9 protein-coding genes are annotated in these 17,829 nt (G+C 58.0%); 4 read left to right on the forward strand and 5 right to left on the reverse strand.

Annotated features, from left to right (window positions below; genetic code table 11):
- Positions 1 to 74: 74 nt before the first annotated feature.
- Positions 75 to 2,360, reverse strand: coding sequence for a class 1a ribonucleoside-diphosphate reductase subunit alpha (gene nrdA / locus ACR6A7_RS00485; protein ID WP_434122787.1), 2,286 nt, complete (start codon positions 2,358 to 2,360; stop codon positions 75 to 77).
- Between the two features lie 395 nt (positions 2,361 to 2,755).
- Positions 2,756 to 3,484, reverse strand: a complete 729-nt coding sequence (gene ubiG / locus ACR6A7_RS00490; protein ID WP_033750429.1) for a bifunctional 2-polyprenyl-6-hydroxyphenol methylase/3-demethylubiquinol 3-O-methyltransferase UbiG — start codon at positions 3,482 to 3,484, stop codon at positions 2,756 to 2,758.
- A 177-nt stretch (positions 3,485 to 3,661) separates the two neighbouring features.
- On the opposite strand from ubiG, the gene gyrA reads away from it, so the two are divergent.
- Both gyrA and rcsC read left to right on the forward strand, forming a co-directional pair.
- Positions 3,662 to 6,301 (forward strand): DNA topoisomerase (ATP-hydrolyzing) subunit A, encoded by a 2,640-nt coding sequence (gene gyrA, locus ACR6A7_RS00495; RefSeq protein ID WP_434122788.1) that lies wholly within the window; start codon positions 3,662 to 3,664, stop codon positions 6,299 to 6,301.
- A gap of 191 nt (positions 6,302 to 6,492) precedes the next feature.
- A complete protein-coding gene (gene rcsC / locus ACR6A7_RS00500) occupies positions 6,493 to 9,345 on the forward strand; it encodes a two-component system sensor histidine kinase RcsC (RefSeq protein WP_434122789.1) in 2,853 nt (950 codons plus the stop codon).
- A gap of 60 nt (positions 9,346 to 9,405) precedes the next feature.
- Here the strand turns inward: rcsC and rcsB are convergent, their stop codons facing one another.
- From rcsB to ACR6A7_RS00515, 3 genes are read right to left on the reverse strand one after another with little or no spacing between them, the layout of a single operon-like run.
- The gene (gene rcsB / locus ACR6A7_RS00505) at positions 9,406 to 10,056 is read right to left on the reverse strand and encodes a response regulator transcription factor RcsB (protein ID WP_434122790.1); all 651 of its coding nucleotides are present in this window, start codon (positions 10,054 to 10,056) and stop codon (positions 9,406 to 9,408) included.
- A 1-nt stretch (position 10,057) separates the two neighbouring features.
- Complete coding sequence (gene rcsD, locus ACR6A7_RS00510; RefSeq protein WP_434123314.1) at positions 10,058 to 12,712, reverse strand: phosphotransferase RcsD; 2,655 nt, start codon at positions 12,710 to 12,712, stop codon at positions 10,058 to 10,060.
- 23 nt (positions 12,713 to 12,735) lie between these two features.
- Positions 12,736 to 13,890 (reverse strand): MFS transporter, encoded by a 1,155-nt coding sequence (locus tag ACR6A7_RS00515; protein ID WP_434122791.1) that lies wholly within the window; start codon positions 13,888 to 13,890, stop codon positions 12,736 to 12,738.
- A gap of 913 nt (positions 13,891 to 14,803) precedes the next feature.
- Between ACR6A7_RS00515 and ompC the strand changes: the two genes are divergently transcribed.
- The gene (gene ompC, locus ACR6A7_RS00520; protein ID WP_434122792.1) at positions 14,804 to 15,916 is read left to right on the forward strand and encodes a porin OmpC; all 1,113 of its coding nucleotides are present in this window, start codon (positions 14,804 to 14,806) and stop codon (positions 15,914 to 15,916) included.
- 871 nt (positions 15,917 to 16,787) lie between these two features.
- Positions 16,788 to 17,819 carry an FAD:protein FMN transferase ApbE gene (apbE, locus tag ACR6A7_RS00525; RefSeq protein WP_434122793.1) on the forward strand — a complete coding sequence of 344 codons (1,032 nt, stop codon included), beginning with the start codon at positions 16,788 to 16,790 and terminating at the stop codon, positions 17,817 to 17,819.
- The last annotated feature ends 10 nt before the right edge of the window (positions 17,820 to 17,829 follow it).

Below are 17,829 nucleotides of genomic sequence, written 5' to 3' on the forward strand. Positions count from 1 at the left end.
ACTGTCCAAATGTAGACGGGGCGCAGCGCGGCCCCGTGAAATAACGCAGGCGGGAGACGCGCTCCCGCCCAACCTTAAATCTTACAAGCGCCGCTTTCGCAACCGTCATCCTGGATAGACGGCGCCAGATCGTCCTGCGCGTCTTCCGCGCCGTCGCGGGTGTTCTGGTAGTAGAGCGTTTTCACGCCGAACTTATACGCGGTCAGCAGATCTTTCAGCAGCTGCTTCATCGGCACCTTGCCGTTGGCAAAGCGCGACGGATCGTAGTTGGTGTTAGAAGAGATCGCCTGATCGATAAACTTCTGCATCACCCCGACCAGCTGCAGATAACCGTCGTTGGACGGCATTTCCCACAGCAGCTCGTACTGATCTTTCAGACGCTCATACTCCGGCACCACCTGACGCAGAATGCCATCTTTAGAGGCTTTGATGCTGATATGGCCGCGCGGCGGCTCGATACCGTTGGTGGCGTTAGAGATCTGCGACGACGTCTCGGACGGCATCAGCGCGGAGAGCGTGGAGTTGCGCAGGCCGTGCGTCTTGATTGACTCGCGCAGGCCGTCCCAGTCCAGGTGCAGCGGCTCGTTGCAGATGGTGTCGAGATCCTTTTTATAGGTATCGATCGGCATAATGCCCTGCGAGTAGGTGGTTTCGTTGAACCACGGGCAGGCGCCTTGCTCTTTCGCCAGCTCGTTCGAGGCTTTCAGCAGGTAGTACTGAATTGCTTCGAAGGTTTTGTGCGTCAGGTTGTTGGCGCTGCCGTCGGAGTAGCGCACGCCGTTCTTCGCCAGGTAATAAGCGAAGTTGATCACGCCGATACCCAGGGTGCGGCGGCCCATCGCGCCGCGCTTCGCGGCCGGAATCGGGTAGTCCTGATAGTCGAGCAGGGCGTCGAGGGCGCGTACCGCCAGGGTCGCCAGCTCTTCCAGATCGTCCAGGCTCTCGATCGCGCCGAGGTTAAACGCCGACAGGGTGCAGAGGGCGATTTCACCGTTCTCGTCGTTGACATCTTCCAGCGGTTTGGTCGGCAGCGCGATCTCCAGGCAGAGGTTAGACTGGCGCACCGGCGCAATGCTGGCGTCGAACGGGCTGTGGGTGTTGCAGTGGTCGACGTTCTGGATGTAGATGCGACCGGTGGAGGCGCGCTCCTGCATCATCAGCGAGAAGAGGTCGACCGCTTTCACGCGCTGTTTGCGGATGCTGTCGTCTTTCTCATATTTGGTGTAGAGGCGCTCAAACTCGTCCTGATCGGCAAAAAAGGCGTCATACAGGCCGGGCACGTCGGACGGGCTGAACAGGGTAATCTCTTCGCCCTTCAGCAGACGCTGATACATCAGCTTGTTGATCTGCACGCCATAGTCCATATGACGCACGCGGTTGCCTTCCACGCCGCGGTTGTTCTTCAGCACCAGCAGGCTCTCTACTTCCAGATGCCACATCGGGTAGAACAGCGTCGCCGCGCCGCCGCGCACGCCGCCCTGCGAGCAGGACTTCACCGCGGTCTGGAAGTGCTTGTAGAATGGAATACAGCCGGTATGGAAGGCTTCGCCGCCGCGGATCGGGCTGCCCAGCGCGCGAATGCGGCCGGCGTTGATGCCGATACCGGCGCGCTGCGACACATACTTCACGATAGCGCTGGAGGTGGCGTTGATGGAGTCAAGGCTGTCGCCGCACTCAATCAGCACGCAGGAGCTGAACTGGCGCGTTGGGGTGCGGACGCCGGACATGATCGGCGTCGGCAGCGAAATCTTAAAGGTAGAGATCGCGTCGTAGAAGCGCTTGATGTAGTCCATACGCGTGTCGCGCGGATAGCCGGAGAAGAGGCAGGCGGCGACCAGGATATAGAGGAACTGCGCGCTCTCGTAGATATCGCCGGTGACGCGGTTCTGCGCCAGATATTTGCCTTCCAGCTGCTTAACCGCCGCGTAGGAGAAGTTCATATCGCGCCAGTGGTCGATAAAGCCGTCCATCTGTTCGAACTCTTCAACCGTGTAGTCTTCCAGCAGATGAGGGTCATATTTACCCATCTCCACCATGCGCACCACCTGGTCGTACAGCTTCGGCGGCTCGAACTGGCCGTAGGCTTTTTTACGCAGGTGGAAAATCGCCAGACGGGCAGCAAGGTATTGATAGTCCGGCGCGTCGCGCGAGATCAGGTCTGCTGCGGCCTTGATGATGGTTTCATGAATATCAGAAGTTCTGATGCCATCGTAGAACTGGATATGGGAGCGCAGTTCAACCTGGGAGACAGAGACGTTATTCAGTCCTTCAGCGGCCCAGTCGAGTACCCGGTGAATCTTATCGAGATCAATGCGTTCCTGGCGGCCATCGCGTTTAGTAACGAGCAGACTTTGATTCATGTCGCGTTATACCATCCGTAAGTGAAAAAGAGTCCCCTGTTTATCCACAGGGTTATTCAATGTGAATAATTCTGTGGATAAACACTATATGTTGGGGGTTGGAAGAGATTGAGTAACAATATGGAGGTTATTCTAGTGACCTGCCGCCAGATAACAAGACAGAAAAATGATGGCGGTGGGGCTTGTATTTTGTGCGAAATTTCTTAACCCCGCGACTTATAAGGCCCGGCAGCCTGTCAACCGGCAGGGCAAAAAATTCGAGATTTTGATCGACCGCTGATTTTTCGCACATCGCTGTGTTTTTTCCCGACAACCGTCTAGCGGCAGAGCGACAGCGCGAGCAAAAGCGATAAGGGCAGGATAACGGGCGCGCAATTGCCTTGCGCGCCAGCGGCTTACTTTTTCACGTGGCGAGTATGCACCATGTAATTCACGTCGACGCCGCGACCGAGGCGAAATTTGTCGCTCAGCGGGTTGTAGTGCAGGCCGATGATATGCTGCTCGCGCAGCGCGGTTTCGTCGACCCAGCCCAGCAGTTCGGACGGGCGGATAAACTTCTTCACGTCATGGGTGCCGCGCGGCACCATGCGCAGCACATATTCCGCGCCGAACACCGCCATCAGCCAGGCTTTGGGGTTGCGGTTGATGGTCGAGAAGAACACTTCGCCACCCGGCTTCACCAGACGAGCGCAGGCGTGCACGACCGAACGCGGATCCGGCACGTGCTCCAGCATCTCCATACAGGTCACTACGTCATACTGGCCGGCGAACGCTTCGGCGTGATCTTCCACCGTCTGCTGCACGTAGTCGAGCGTCACTCCCTGTTCCAGCGCGTGCAGGCGCGCCACCTGCAGCGGTTCGGCGCCCATATCGAGGCCGGTCACCTCTGCGCCTTCGCGCGCCATGCTCTCCGCCAGGATGCCGCCGCCGCAGCCGACGTCCAGCACTTTTTTGCCGAACAGACCGTTGCTGTGCTGCGCGATAAAGCCCAGACGCAGCGGATTGATGCGGTGCAGAGGCTTGAATTCGCCTTCCAGATCCCACCAGCGCGAGGCGACCGCCTCAAACTTAGCGATTTCCTGCGCATCGACGTTGGGCTGCGTTTCCTGCGGTTGTGCATTCATTGAATCATTACTCCAGAAAAAATGTTGACTGAGTATAAACGCTTATTGCTTTCGGGGGCACCTTTCCGGCGCGATGAAAAGCGCGTGAAAACGGCGGTTAACGTTCACCAGCGGGCTGGTGTGTGATATACTTTCGCACCTTTAAAATCCGGGCATATGTAGAGGGAATGCGGCTCCATGAGCGACCTTGCAAGAGAAATTACACCGGTCAATATCGAAGAAGAGTTAAAGAGCTCCTACCTCGATTACGCCATGTCGGTCATTGTTGGCCGAGCCTTACCCGATGTTCGTGACGGCCTGAAGCCTGTCCACCGCCGCGTGCTCTACGCGATGAGCGAACTGGGTAACGACTGGAACAAACCCTATAAGAAATCCGCCCGTGTGGTCGGTGACGTCATCGGTAAATATCACCCGCACGGGGATTCCGCCGTTTACGACACCATCGTCCGCATGGCTCAGCCTTTCTCCCTGCGTTACATGCTGGTGGACGGACAGGGCAACTTCGGCTCCGTCGACGGCGACTCCGCCGCGGCGATGCGTTATACCGAAGTGCGCATGTCGCGTATCGCGCACGATCTGCTGGCAGACCTGGAAAAAGAGACCGTCGACTTCGTGCCGAACTATGACGGCACCGAGCAGATCCCTGAAGTTCTGCCGACCAAAATCCCTAACCTGCTGGTGAACGGCTCGTCCGGCATCGCGGTCGGGATGGCGACCAATATTCCGCCGCACAACCTGACGGAAGTGATCAACGGCTGTCTCGCCTATATCGACGACGAAGATATCAGCGTCGAAGGATTGATGGAGCATATTCCGGGGCCCGATTTCCCGACCGCCGCCATCATCAACGGCCGTCGCGGCATTGAAGAGGCGTATCGCACCGGGCGCGGCAAGATCTACATCCGCGCGCGCGGCGAAGTGGAAACCGACGCCAAAACCGGCCGCGAAACCATCGTGGTGCACCAGATCCCTTACCAGGTCAACAAAGCGCGCCTGATTGAGAAGATCGCCGAGCTGGTGAAAGAGAAGCGCGTCGAAGGCATCAGCGCGCTGCGCGACGAGTCGGATAAAGACGGCATGCGCATCGTGATCGAAGTGAAGCGCGATGCGGTCGGCGAAGTGGTGCTGAACAACCTCTACTCGCTGACGCAGCTGCAGGTCTCATTCGGCATCAACATGGTGGCGCTGCATCAGGGCCAGCCGAAGATCATGACGCTGAAGGAGATCCTCGAAGCCTTTGTGCGCCATCGTCGCGAAGTGGTCACGCGCCGCACCATTTTTGAACTGCGCAAAGCGCGCGACCGCGCGCATATCCTTGAAGGTCTGGCGATCGCGCTGGCTAACATCGACCCGATTATCGAGCTGATCCGCCGCGCGCCGAACCCGGCCGAAGCGAAAGCGGGCCTGATCGCGCAGGCGTGGGATCTGGGCAACGTCGCCGCCATGCTGGAACGCGCGGGCGACGACGCCGCCCGTCCGGAGTGGCTGGACGAGGAGTTCGGCATCCGCGACGGTCGCTACTATCTGACCGAACAGCAGGCGCAGGCGATCCTCGATTTACGTCTGCAGAAGCTCACCGGGCTTGAGCATGAAAAACTGCTCGACGAGTACAAAGCGCTGCTGGAGCAGATCGCCGAGCTGCTCAACATCCTGATGAACGCCGAACGCCTGATGGAAGTGATCCGCGAAGAGCTGATCGCCATGCGCGACCAGTTCGGCGACGAACGCCGCACCGAGATCACCGCCAACAGCGCCGACATCAACATCGAAGACCTGATCAATCAGGAAGATGTGGTGGTCACCCTGTCGCATCAGGGCTATGTGAAGTATCAGCCGCTTTCAGACTACGAAGCGCAGCGTCGCGGCGGCAAAGGCAAGTCGGCGGCCCGCATCAAGGAAGAGGATTTTATTGACCGTCTGCTGGTGGCCAACACCCACGACACTATCCTCTGCTTCTCCAGCCGCGGCCGTCTCTACTGGATGAAGGTTTACCAGCTGCCGGAAGCGAGCCGTGGGGCGCGCGGTCGTCCGATCGTCAACCTGCTGCCGCTGCAGCCTGACGAACGCATTACCGCCATCCTGCCGGTGCGCGAATATACCGAAGGCTTCAACATCTTTATGGCGACCGCCAGCGGTACCGTGAAGAAAACGGCGCTGCAGGAGTTCAGCCGTCCGCGCAGCGCGGGCATCATCGCGGTGAACCTGCGCGAAGATGACGAGCTGATCGGCGTGGCGCTGACCAACGGCAACGACGAGGCGATGCTCTTCTCTGCCGGCGGCAAAGTGGTGCGCTTCGCTGAGAACGCCGTTCGCGCCATGGGCCGTACCGCCTCGGGCGTGCGCGGCATCAAGCTGGCGGAAGGGGATCGCGTGGTGTCGCTGATCGTGCCGCGTGATGAGGGCGCCATTCTTACCGTGACGCAAAACGGCTACGGCAAGCGTACCGCCATTAGCGAGTACCCGACCCGTTCGCGCGCTACCCAGGGCGTGATCTCCATTAAAGTCACCGAACGTAACGGTCCGGTGATTGGCGCGGTGCAGGTGGTGGACAGCGATCAGATCATGATGATCACCGATGCCGGCACGCTGGTGCGCACCCGCGTCTCCGAAGTGAGCATCGTCGGCCGTAACACGCAGGGCGTGATCCTGATCCGTACCGCGGAAGATGAGAACGTGGTGGGTCTGCAGCGCGTGGCCGAACCGGTGGAAGAGGAAGAGCTCGACGCCATCGACGGCAGCGTAGCGGAAGGCGAGGAAGATATCGCGCCGGAAGCGGAAGCTGACGACGAGACGCCTGAAGCGGACGAAGAGGAGTAACGCTTCGCGCTTGCGCCGCCAGGGAAGGCGGCACGCAATTTTACGGCAGGAAAGGGCAACCCGACCTGCCGTTGTTTTTTGCGGCGCGGCCGTTAAGCGCAGATGCCGACTGGCTTTTCTCCCCTGATAAAGCTAGTGTAATGAGCATTCTGAAGCCAGCCCGTCATTAACCTTGCCGTAGTGAGTTTCCTTTGAAATATCTGGTCTCTTTCCGAACCACGCTGCGCATCTCGCGCTACCTGTTCCGTGCGCTGGCGCTGCTGCTCTGGACGCTGGGCGCGGTGCTGACCACTTTCTTTATCATCAGCGTGCTGCATGACAAAGAGAGCAGCGTGCGGCAAGAGTTCGCCAGCAACTATGGCCAGGCGGAATGGTATGTGCGCCACTCCGCCGACGTGATGCGCGAGCTGAAGTACATCACTGAAAATCGCCTTACCAGCGTCAGCAGCGGCCTGGACATGATTAATGGCGTGCTGCCGGGCAAAGCGACACTGCCGCAGTTTACGCCGCTCTTTTCCGACGGCGACTGCTCCTCGATGAGCAATACCTGGCGCAACTCGCTTGATTCACTCAGCTACTACATCAACTACTGGAAAAGTAACTTCGCTTCCAGTTATGAGCTGAACCGCGTCTTTTTTATCGGCGGTGAAAGCCAGTGCCTGGCGGATTTTACTATCGGCAGCGGCAATGTCGATCGCGAACGTAGCCTCAAGGCGCTGCGCGAACGCGTGCTGCGCTATCGCAATGGCAACGACGAAGAGCGACGCAATCCTGTCTACTGGATCAACGCCAGCGCACAGCCCGGGGTCGGCACCTTCTATATGATGGTGCCGGTTTACGTCGCCAATAAGCTACAGGCGCTGCTGGGCGTCGAGCAAAATATCCGCCTGGACGAGTTTATTCAGCCTGGCAGCCTGCCGGTGGTGGCCACCCTCGTCGATGAAAATTACCGCCCGCTGCTGACCTCGCGCCGTGGTGGCGTCGGCTTCTCACTTGACGACCTCCCGGACGACACCAGCTGGTTCGGTTATCTTGACGGCTATCGTCAGCTGGTGCTCAAAAAGCCGCTGCCGCCTTCCGATCTCAATATGGTGTGGTCGGTGTCGACCAGTGTGCTGGTGGATCAGCTCAAGCTCATGATCATCAATGCGCTGCTGCTTAATCTGCTCAGCGCGATAGTGCTTTTCACCCTGGCATGGCTGTTTGAGCGCCGGATGTTCCTGCCGGCCGAAGAGAATGCGCACCGGCTGGAGGAGCATGAGCAGTTCAACCGCAAAATCGTCGCCTCGGCGCCGGTGGGCATCTGCATTCTGCGCACCCGCGACGGCACCAATATTCTCAGCAACGAGCTGGCGCACAACTATCTGACGCTGCTGACGCAGGAAGATCGCCAGCGGCTCAATGAAATCATCGGCAGCCAGCAGGTCAACTTTGTCGACGTGCTGACCGGCAGCAACACCAACCTGCAAATCAGCTTTGTGCATTCGCGCTACCGCAACGAAAACGTGGCGATCTGCGTGCTGGTGGACGTCTCGGCGCGCGTGCGCATGGAGCAGTCGCTGCAGGAGATGGCGCAGGCGGCGGAACAGGCGAGCCAGTCGAAGTCGATGTTCCTCGCCACCGTCAGCCATGAGCTGCGCACGCCGCTTTACGGCATTATCGGCAACCTCGATCTGATGCAGACCAAACAGCTGCCAAAAGAGGTCGATTCACTGGTCACCGCGATGAACAACTCGTCGAGCCTGCTGCTGAAGATCATCAGCGATATTCTCGACTTCTCCAAGATTGAGTCGGAACAGCTGAAGATCGAGCCGCGCCCCTTCTCGCCGCGCGAAGTGCTCAGCCATATTGCCGGCAACTATCTCTCGCTGGTGATGAAAAAGCGGCTGACGCTTTACTGCTTTATCGAACATGACGTGCCGCTGGCGCTGGATGGCGATCCGCTGCGCCTGCAGCAGGTGATCTCCAACCTGCTGAACAACGCCATCAAGTTCACCCATACCGGCTGCATTATTCTCCATGCCTATGTGAAAGAGGGCTATCTGGCGTTTCGTATTCGCGATACCGGCGTGGGGATCCCAGGCAAAGAGATTACGCGGCTGTTTGATCCTTTCTTTCAGGTGGGCAACGGCGTACAGCGCAACTTCCAGGGCACCGGCCTGGGCCTCGCTATCTGTGAAAAGCTGACCAATATGATGGACGGCGATATTGAAGTGGACTCCGAGCCTGGCATGGGCAGCCAGTTTATCGTGCGCATTCCGGTCTATAATGGCCAGCATCCTGCGCCGCCGCTGCTCGACGGGCTGCACGACAAAACCCTGTGGATCGATATGCGCAACGACTATCTCGCCAGTTTTATCGCGCGCGATCTGCAGCTGCAGGGCATCGCTATCCTGCCGTATAACGGTAAAGGCGGCAGCGACGACGTGCTCATCACCGACTATGAGCCGGAAGGTGAGCAGACGCTGCGGGCAGTCATTATCTTCAGCGGCGCCCATATCGATATGCCGAGTGAAATCGCGCCGGGGCGCTGGCTGCACAGCACGGCAACGCCGCACGAGCTGCCGAGCCTGCTGGCGCGCATTTACCGCATTGCCATTCAGAGCGACACGGCGACCAACCTTGCGCTCTCTGCGCCGGCGGAAGAGGTGATCAGCAATGACGACATCAGGATTCTGATTGTCGACGACCATCCTATTAACCGCATGCTGCTGTCGGAGCAGCTCGGCACGCTGGGCTATCAGGTGAAAACCGCTCAGGATGGCGTCGATGCGCTTAACGTCATCAGCCGCAGCGAGATCGATATCGTGCTGAGCGACGTCAACATGCCGAATATGGACGGCTACCGGCTGACGCAGCGGCTGCGTCAGCTTGGTCACGTTTTCCCGGTGATCGGCGTTACCGCCAACGCGCTGGCGGAAGAGAAGCAGCGCTGTATGGAGGCCGGTATGGATAACTGCCTGTCGAAACCGGTGACGCTGGACGTGCTGAAGACAACGCTGGCGGTTTACGCGGAGCGGGTAAGAAAAGCGCGGGAAGGGTAGGCGGACGGGCCTGCTGACGCGGAAAATAAGACGGCGCCTGAGCGCCGTCTGAACAACGGGTTACTCTTTGTCGACCTGGGTGGCGCTGACAGAGGAGAGGTAGTTCAGCAGGGCGATATCGTTATCAACGCCCAGCTTCATCATCGCCGATTTTTTCTGGCTGCTGATAGTTTTGATACTGCGGTTTAGTTTCTTGGCAATCTCCGTCACCAGGAAGCCCTCGGCGAAGAGGCGCAACACTTCGCTCTCTTTCGGCGACAGACGCTTGTCGCCATAGCCGCCAGCGCTGATCTTCTCCAGCAGTTTCGCGACGCTTTCCGGCGTGTACTTCTTGCCTTTTTGCAGCGCAGCCAGCGCTTTCGGCAGATCGGTCGGCGCGCCCTGTTTCAGCACGATGCCTTCGATGTCCAGATCCAGCACGGCGCTCAGAATGGCCGGGTTGTTGTTCATGGTCAGAACAATAATCGCCAGGTCAGGATAGTGACGTTTGATATATTTGATCAGCGTGATGCCATCGCCATATTTCTCGCCAGGCATGGAGAGATCGGTGATCAGGACGTTGGCATCAAGTTTTGACAAGCTGTTAATCAGTGCTGTTGAGTCTTCAAACTCACCTACAACGTTGACCCATTCAATTTGTTCCAGAGATTTTCGGATACCGAAAAGAACAATTGGATGGTCATCGGCAATAATTACATTTAAGTTATTCATCTTATTGGTTACCTTGCTGCAGCAGTTCATTAACGTAAGCGTCAATGTCACTGGTGGTATTTGTAATGTTTGAATCGTCACATGCTTTGATGTGCAGTTCTAACTCTTCACAAAGCTGTTTGCCTGGCGTCAGGTTAAGCATGGCAAACACGCCTTTCAGGCGATGCGCTGTCTGAGCAAGCATGGCATAGTCCTTTTCTGCCGACTCAGTATACAGTCTCTTTACATCAGGCGGTACTGTCTCGGTAAACAGCTGGAAGTAGCCGCCGCTGAGCAGCGGGGTTAACTCCTCGTCTTCTGTACTCTCATCCATGGAATCATGGGCCAGCTGTTGTTCAATCAGGGCCAGCAGTGCATCCTGCAGCGCATTGCTGAGATTGAAGTTGACCCGGTATTGCCGATCGTTTAGCGCGTGGTGACCCAGCTCATCCTCCGCCAGCAGCAGCGCCCAGCCGCTCAGCTTGTTAGGGTCGTCGGTCACCAGCACGTCATGTTCCTGTCCTGACAGTCGCTCTTCGGGCGACAGGCAGCGCGCCCCCCAGTTTTCCAGATGGCGGCAGACAATTTTGTAGACATCTTCCACCTCGATCTCAATAAGCGCGGTCACGCCGTCCAGCAGCTTCTCCTCTTCCTCTTCCGGCCGTGGCTCTACCGCCAGCGGAAGCTGAATGCTGTAGCGCGTGCCGATATCCGGTTTGGCGATAATCTCCAGACTGCCGCCCATCTGTTTGCACAGCTGCTTGCAGAGGAAAAAAGCCATGCCGGAGGCCTGCCCGTAGCGATCCTGGCTGGTTTCGCCGAGGAACGGGAAATCGGCGTTCGCCAGCTCGTCGACGGTCAGTCCTGCGCCGGTATCCACCAGCTGAATCAGCAGGCGTTCCGGATGCGCTTCGTCGGCGTTCACCGTCAGCGAGATCTTGCCCCAGCGCGTGGTGGTCAGCGCATAGTGCATTAGCGTGGCGAGCACTTTACGCAGCGCACGGCGGTCCCCGAAACGCTGCTCGTCGTTGGGCTGCAGGTTATTCACCACCAGAGACAGCCCCTTGCGGCGCATCAGCGGCAGGCTTTCCAGCGCAACCTCGTCGAGCAGCTCCTGCAGGTTGAAAACGCTGGCGTCTGGCGACCAGTCGTGCGCCTCAAGGCGGTTAAGCAGGACGATGTCGTCTACCAGCCGCGCCAGGCCCTGACTCTCGTCGAGCAGATCGAGCACGGTTTCGTCTTCGTCGCGCTGGCTCAGCTGCACCAGCTGCGCCACCACCTTTTCCAGCGGACGATTCAGCGCGTGGCCGAGATTTTGCAGCAGCTGCTGGCGCATCTGATGGTTGCGATCCAGCACCTGCTGCGCCTTCTGCAGCTTTTTATTCACCAGCAGCTCGCGATCCTGATCGCGCATCAAAAACAGCTGGGTATGGGGCGACAGCACGCTACGCGCATGGCGGATCTCATACACTTCGTTGTTGATGGTCGCCTGCAGCACGCCCTGATGCTGGTCGGACATATTAATGATTTTTTGCAGATTGAGATGCGGCAAAAGATGTTCTGCGATCTTATTGCTGAGGATGGTGCGGTTGCTGGCGAAGTCATACACCAGCAGGCCGACCGGCAGGCTGGCGACGATCTCTTCATTGAGCACGCGCAGCGAGTCGAGTTCCGCGCTCTGATTTTCGCTCGGGCGCAGCGACTGCTGGCGCAGCAGCGTGATGCCGACAAAAGAGAGCAGGAACAGCAGCAGGTTCACCAGCAGCGGCCAGAGCAGATTATGCAGCGTATCCATCATCAGGCTGGTGAGCGGCACGCGATAAACCAGCTGCAGCGGCGTGCTGGGCAGGGTAGCGGCAATTTCCAGGTCAGGATTAACCATGGCGATCTGCGTGCTTTCGCTCTCTTCCTGAGCCCCAGCGGCGGGCAGCGCCGTGTCCTGACGCAGCTGAAAGTTTTCGATCGGCATGTTCTGCGGCGTCAGATCGTTGATCGGCAGGTCGAAGGCGACCACCGTTGCCAGATGGCCCGGCTGGTTAAAGGTGGTGCGCAGGGTAAAGTAGTGGTCGTTTTGAAACGAAAAGTGACGCAGCGGCGAAAAGCTTTCTCGCTCGTCCAGCGCGTTGGCCTGCTGCAGCATCTCGGCACGGCGGCCGTCCACCAGCGAACTGATGGCGCTCTCTTTATAGCGCGTCGCCATATCCTTCAGCGGCAGCGTAGAGATCATAATCAGGCTATTGTCCTGACCGTTGAGAAAATACATCGACCAGGAGGGGTTTTCCGCGCCCCACAGCGTATCGAGGTAGCTCGACATGCGCATGGTCATATCAAGCGTGCTGCTGTCGTGCGAGCCGAAGATCAGCGCTTCGGTTTTACGGCGGGTTTTTTCCAGATAGTAGACGTCCGGACGCAGCCGCGTCTCCTGCAGGCTGCTGTTCGGCACGCTGCCCGCCGCGCTGGTGGCGAGGTTCTCGTAAATCTGCCAGGTGGCGAAGCGATAGGCGTCGATGCGCTTTTGCGTCGCGCGCGCCAGATCGGCCATGGCATAGCGTTTCTCGGTCAGCCAGGCGTTGACCGAATTATGGACCATAAAGCCCAGCGCCAGCAGCAGCACCAGATTGAAAATCACAAAAAAGCGAGTGACATTGCCGGATGTCACTGGAAACTTAAAGGGCAACATAGCGTGTCAGACACCTGAAATCATCGCGCGACCAGTCGGGCACTGGCGGCCACAGCCAGCAGCAGCAGCGCGATGAGCAGAAAGGCGCCGCTGAGGCTCAGCCATTGAGAAATAAATCCGATTAAGGCCGGACCTGAGAGAATACCCGCATATCCCAGCGTTGTCATGGCGGAAATCCCGAGATTCGAGGGCATATCCTGCTGATTCCCGACAGCATTGAATAACATCGGCACCGTATTGGACAAACCAAAGCCCACCAGCAGAAAAGCGAGCAGCGCTATCTGCGGCCAGGGCAGAAAAACCGCCAGCGCCAGACCGGCCGATGCGGTCAGCGCGCCTGTCAGCATTACGGGAAAGCGGCCGAAACGGTGGATAATCCGGTCGCCGGTGAGACGGCCGATGGTCATAGCCACCGAGAAGACCGCATAGCCAAGCCCGGCATGCGCCGTCGACATCTCGGGACGCTGCAGCAGCAGCAGCGCGCCCCAGTCGAGCACGGCGCCTTCGGCAAGAAACAGAATAAAGCAAAGCAGGCCGAGAAAGGCGACGAAGCCGCGCGGGACGACCAGCCACGGCTGATCGGGCTGATGCAGGCGCTCGCTCATTAGCGTCGGCAGGCTGGCCGTCAGCAGCAGCGCTATCAGCAGCAGCACCAGCGCCACTGACGCCAGAGGCGACAGGCCGGCGCCCAGCAGCAGGCTGATCGCGCCCGCGCCCAGAATGCCGCCGAGGCTAAAGAAGCCGTGGAAGCCGGACATCATTGGCTTGCGGGCCGCTTTCTCCACCTCAACCGCCTGTACGTTCATCGCCACGTCCAGCATGCCCAGCCCGGCGCCGAATACCATCAGCGTCGCGGCCATCATCCACATGACTTCCAGCGTCGCCAGCAGCGGCAGCATTGCCAGAATCACCAGCGTCGAACCGAGCATAACCCGGCGGCAGCCGAAACGGCCTACCAGCGCGCCTGTGACCGGCATCGCCGCCAGCGAACCCACACCCAGACAGAGCAGCAGCGCGCCCAGCGACGCGCCGTTCAGCGCTAACCGCTCGCTGGCGAACGGCACCAGCGGCGCCCAGGAGGACATGCCGAGGCCGGCAATAAGAAAAACAAGGCGTGTGCCCAGACTGACTCGGCTGTGAAGTTTCCTGGGTGGGGCGGCGTCCAATGCGGTCATAGTGATATTCGTGAGTAGTAAAGCGACGAAGTGTAGCATCAATGCCGTAGCCGCATGCGCTGCCGGGAAAGGCAGAATAGCGATAAAGCGGCGTGTAAGTCGGCATTCTAGCGACTTTTATCTCCTCTCTAAACTTTTCCAGAACTTTCCTGGCATCTCTCCAGTCAGCTGATGGCCTTGCTTCACGTCATTATCCTGCGCGTTACGCTTTTAACCTTTCTGACGCGCGGCTGAGCTCGTCAGGCGCTGTCGATAGAACGCGACTATTCAGAACGCCTTACCGTCATATTTTGCGGCGAGCGCCTCTCGGCGTGCAAATAGCCCAATCTCACATAAGGGGAGGCGCTTTATTACGGTGATAAATTAACAAGGGAAATATGGAGGGAAATAATTAACCGGAAGTGCGATTATTGGCAACAAGTGCCTAAAGTGGGCCATGTTATTTTAGGATCATTAATTAACTTTACTTGCGGACAGGGTGGAAACGCCGAATGTTGGGCAAAAAAATGCCGGACACAGAGGTCCGGCGCGAAATTAGGGTAAACATCTCATTCGGGGTGAATGAAGGTAATAATGAAATAAATGATGATAGCGGGATCTATTGTATTATCAGATGACGTACAGGTTTTATCATTCAGTGCTCATATAGAGCTGCATGTAACATGATGAAAATAAAAGTTTAAAAATGGGTTTGATAATTTGTGCGATAATTTTTATCGATACGTGCTGGTTATTAGTTCCGCAAATTTTACATCCGGAAATAACTGTTTCGCATTATGAAACAGTTTTGGAAATTTCGTAGCATTTTCATGGTGGCTTATTGCCCTTTATAAAATAACAATGGCGTGCCGGCTGAATTTTTGAGCGTTCAGCTTGCAGTGGCAAAATAAGGCATATAACAGAGGGCAATAAAATGAAACGTCGCGTTCTCTCCCTGGTGATCCCTGCGCTGTTGGTTGCAGCGGGTTCTGCCAGCGCAGCGGAAATCTACAACAAAGACGGCAACAAATTAGACCTGTTCGGTAAAGTCGACGGTCTGCACTATTTCTCAGACAACGACGGTAATGACGGCGACCAGTCTTACCTGCGCTTCGGCTTCAAAGGCGAAACCCAGATTTCCGACCAGCTGACCGGTTACGGCCAGTGGGAATATCAGGCGGCGCTGAATACCTCAGAAGATGAAGGCACCGCTGACAGCTACACGCGCGTCGGCTTTGCCGGTATCAAGTTCGGCGATGCGGGCTCGTTCGACTACGGCCGCAACTACGGCGTAGCATATGATATCGGCGCATGGACCGACGTCTTGCCGGAGTTCGGCGGCGACACCTACGGCGCGGACAACTTTATGTTCCAGCGCGGCAACGGCATGGCGACCTACCGTAACGCCAACTTCTTTGGTCTGGTAGACGGCTGGAATTTCGCCGTTCAGTATCAGGGCAAAAACGACAACCCGAGCCGTGAAAGCTCTGGCCGCAATGTGCTGGGTGAGAATGGCGACGGCTGGGGCCTGAGCACCACCTACGATCTGGGATCTGGCCTGGGAATCGGCGCGGCCATGTTCTCGTCTGACCGTACCAACAATCAGAACGGCGGCGATCCGGCCATCCTGGGTCGCGGTGACAAGGCGGAAGTCTACACCGGCGGTCTGAAGTATGACGCTAACAATATCTACCTGGCGGCGATGTACAGCCGTTCCTATAACGCTACCCGCTTCGGCTCCACTGATGATGACATCCATGGTTTCGCTGATAAAGCGGATAACTGGGAGCTGGTGGCGCAGTATCAGTTCGATTTCGGCCTGCGTCCGTCTCTGGCGTTCGTGACTTCACGCGGCACCGACATTCAGAACTGGGGCAAACAGAATCTGAAAAAATATGTTGATGTGGGCGCGACCTACTACTTCAACAAAAATATGTCCACCTACGTTGATTACCAGATCAACCTGATGGACGACAATGCCTTCACCGACGCGGCCGGCATCAACACCGACGATACCGTGGCGCTGGGTCTGGTTTATCAGTTCTAAACCGCCAGGAGCGTAGCCTGCGGGCTACGCTCTCGTGTGCAGCGTTGCCGCCCGCGCGGCGGCTAAATCCTCTGTTACCCCCCCTCCGCTTCTTCTCTCCGCTGCGCTGCACGATGGCGCCAACCGTCAGCAATGTAAACTGCCCGGCTTTGCCCTGTTCGGCCCAGACGGCAGCCTGAGAACAATGGCGTCCATTCTCGCTTGTGTGTGTCAATGAATCAGCACGGCGTGGGAGGAGTGGGGAGAAGGGCACGTCCGTCCGATAGCGGCCAGCGAACGACGCTTTTACTGGCCGCCGGGACGACGCCCGGACGAGCGTCCGGGATTAAGTGCATCAGGGCTGTACTATGACTGCAGCGTCCGTCTGCGGCTGGCCGCAGGCGGCGTTTTTGGCTGTGGCGGGGCGCTGCCCTCAAATCCAACCCCTGCCAGGGTGAATGCGGAAAAACTCAGCCACTGCTGCCACTGACCGAACGTTGATGATAATTTACGCATGCTGCACCTCCCGGAGTTAAACCCGGTCTAAACAGTGCACGATTCATGCCAGCTCGATCGCTCTCACAGCCACGGATTTCCCGCCTGCTTTGCTACACTGCCGCAGCATTTTGGTGCATGCCTGCTCAACGCTGACGCGCCGCGCCCCAGTCAAGGCGCTTTTGACGACGCTGTTGCAGCAGCTTAGCAATGCTGAAAATAAATAGTCCGCCTGCAAACGCGAGAATCAGATAAATCATTGGGGCCTCCTGTTATCAGCCGGTTCCCTGCCAGAGAGTGGGTCAGGCAGTGCGGGTTTACAAGCCGCTTTTGACTACTTTACTAACGACTTATGCTTTGTTTCAGGCTGGAATATAGCGTTACAGATGAGGGAAGAATGCGATACTGGAATATTCTGCTAATGACAGCGGCAGTTTGCGCCCTGAGCGGCTGCGATAGCAAAGCACCATCGCAGGCGATGGTGCTGGAAGGTAAAACCATGGGCACGGTATGGCGCGTGTCGCTGGCGGGCGTTGACGCTGCGCGCAAAGCGACACTGCAGCAGGCGATCCAGCAGCAGCTTGATGCGGATGACCAGACGTTGTCGACCTGGAAACCCGATTCCGTGCTGTCGCGCTTCAACCGCTATCAGGGCGACGCACCGCAGCCGGTCAGCGCCGATATGGCGGATATCGTTACCGAGTCACTGCGTATCGGCGCAAAAACCGGCGGCGCGATGGATATTACCGTGGGGCCGCTGGTGAATCTCTGGGGCTTCGGCCCGGCGAAACAGCCTGCTCATATCCCGACAGAGGCGGAGATCGCCGCCGCGAAGGCGCAAACCGGGCTACAGCACCTGCGCGTTATTGAGACGGTGCAAGGGCAGTGGCTGCAAAAAGATTTGCCGGGGCTCTATGTCGATCTCTCAACGATGGGCGAAGGCTATGCCACCGATCACCTGGCGCGCCTGATGGAGCGCGAAGAGATCAACAACTATCTGGTTTCGGTCGGCGGGGCGGTATTGAGCCGCGGAGAGAACGCGCAGGGCCAGCGCTGGCGCGTGGCGATCCAGAAACCCACCGACAGCGAAAACGCCGTGCAGGCACGGGTTGATTTGCAGGGGCACGGCATCAGCACATCCGGCAGCTATCGCAACTATTATGAACTGGACGGCAAACGCATTTCGCACGTCATCGATCCCGCGACTGGCCGGCCCATTGAGCATAAGCTGGTTTCCGCCACGGTGATCGCCACCACGGCGCTGGAAGCTGACGGCTGGGATACCGGCCTGATGGTGCTGGGCAGCGAAAAGGCGAAGGCGCTGGCGCTGCAGCAGCAGCTGGCGGTCTACCTTATCAGTAAAGAGGGCGATAAATTCGTCAGCTGGATGTCGCCGCAGTTCAAAGCCTTTCTGATCGACGGCGAGTAGCGGCGCAAGG

Origin of the sequence: Pantoea phyllosphaerae (assembly GCF_051025595.1) — a bacterium.
Classification (GTDB): domain Bacteria; phylum Pseudomonadota; class Gammaproteobacteria; order Enterobacterales; family Enterobacteriaceae; genus Pantoea.